Source organism: Ornithinibacter sp., from assembly GCF_035443565.1.
In the GTDB taxonomy this organism is placed as follows: domain Bacteria; phylum Actinomycetota; class Actinomycetes; order Actinomycetales; family Dermatophilaceae; genus Fodinibacter.
The window spans coordinates 1-1,371 of record NZ_DAORSO010000367.1 but is presented as its reverse complement, the minus strand read 5'-3'; the positions used below and the strand labels follow the sequence as shown (position 1 = coordinate 1,371).

At 69.7% G+C, this 1,371-nt stretch carries 1 protein-coding gene; it reads left to right on the top strand.

Features of this window, described 5'->3' with window-relative positions:
• Positions 1–76 precede the first annotated feature (76 nt).
• A partial coding sequence (locus tag PLL68_RS15245) for a TrkH family potassium uptake protein (RefSeq protein ID WP_324535555.1) occupies positions 77–1,371 on the top strand: 1,295 nt, incomplete at its 3' end.

Below are 1,371 nucleotides of genomic sequence, written 5' to 3'. Positions count from 1 at the left end.
CTTCCAAACTGGCTACGCGAGTTCGATTCTCGTCGCCCGCTCCACACGTGCTCCACCAGCGTGCCATCCTGAGCGGGTGTTCTCCTCGAGGTCGGGACGCCCGGCCCGTCGTCGCCCGGTGTTCCGGCATCCGGCGCAGGTGGTGGTCACCGCCTTCCTCGTCGCGGACATCGTCGGCACCCTGCTGCTCCTGCTCCCCGTCTCCCGGGCCGACGTGGGCAGCGCCCCGTTCATCACGGCACTGTTCACGGCCACGAGCGCGGTCTGCGTCACGGGGCTGGCCACGGTCGACACGGCGACCTACTGGAGCACGACCGGGCAGGCGATCATCCTCGCGCTGATCCAGGTCGGTGGCTTCGGGATCATGACCCTGGCCTCCCTCATCGCCCTGTTCCTCTCGCGCCGGATGGGCCTGCGCACCCGGCTGACGGCCGCGGCCGAGACCAAGGCGATCGGCCCCGGCGACGTGCGCCGGGTGCTGCGCGGGGTCTTCCTCATCACCGTCGTCGTCGAGGCCACGATCGCCGTGATGCTGACCCTGCGCTTCCGGGCCGAGTACGACGGCTCCTGGGCCACGGCCACCTGGCACGGCGTCTTCCACGCCGTCTCGGCCTTCAACAACGCCGGCTTCGCGCTGTTCAGCGACAACTTCATGGGCTTCCTCACCGACCCGTTCGTGCTGCTGCCGATCACCCTCGCCATCATCATCGGCGGGCTCGGCTTCCCGGTGCTCGTCGAACTGCTGCGCTCGCGGCGCAGCCGGAGCACCCGCACCTGGAGCCTGCACACCCGCCTCACCCTGCTCATGACCGGCGCACTGCTCGTCGGCGGCACGCTCTTCATCACCGCCTCCGAGTGGAGCAATCCCGGGACCCTCGGCCCGCTCGGCCCGGCCGACAAGCTGCTCGGCGGGTGGTTTCACGCCGTCCAGCCGCGCACCGCCGGCTTCAACGCGTGGGACTACGGCGAGATCACCGACGAGACCCTGCTCGGCACCATCCTGCTGATGTTCGTCGGCGGCGGCTCGGCCGGCACCGCCGGAGGCCTGAAGGTGACGACCTTCATCGTCCTGTTCTTCGTGATCCTCGCCGAGGTACGCGGCGACCGTGACGTCATCGCCTTCGACCGGCGCATCGACCACCGGGTCGTGCGCCAGGCGACCACGGTGGCGCTGCTCGGAGTGGCCGCGGTCGTCGGTGGCACGATGCTGCTGACCGAACTGACCGAACTGCCGTTGCAGGACGTGATGTTCGAGACGACCTCGGCCTTCGCGACGGTGGGGCTCTCGACCGGAATCACCCCGCAGATCGGTGGGGCGGGTCAGCTCGTGCTCGTCTTCCTCATGTTCCTGGGCCGGCTCGGCCCGATCAC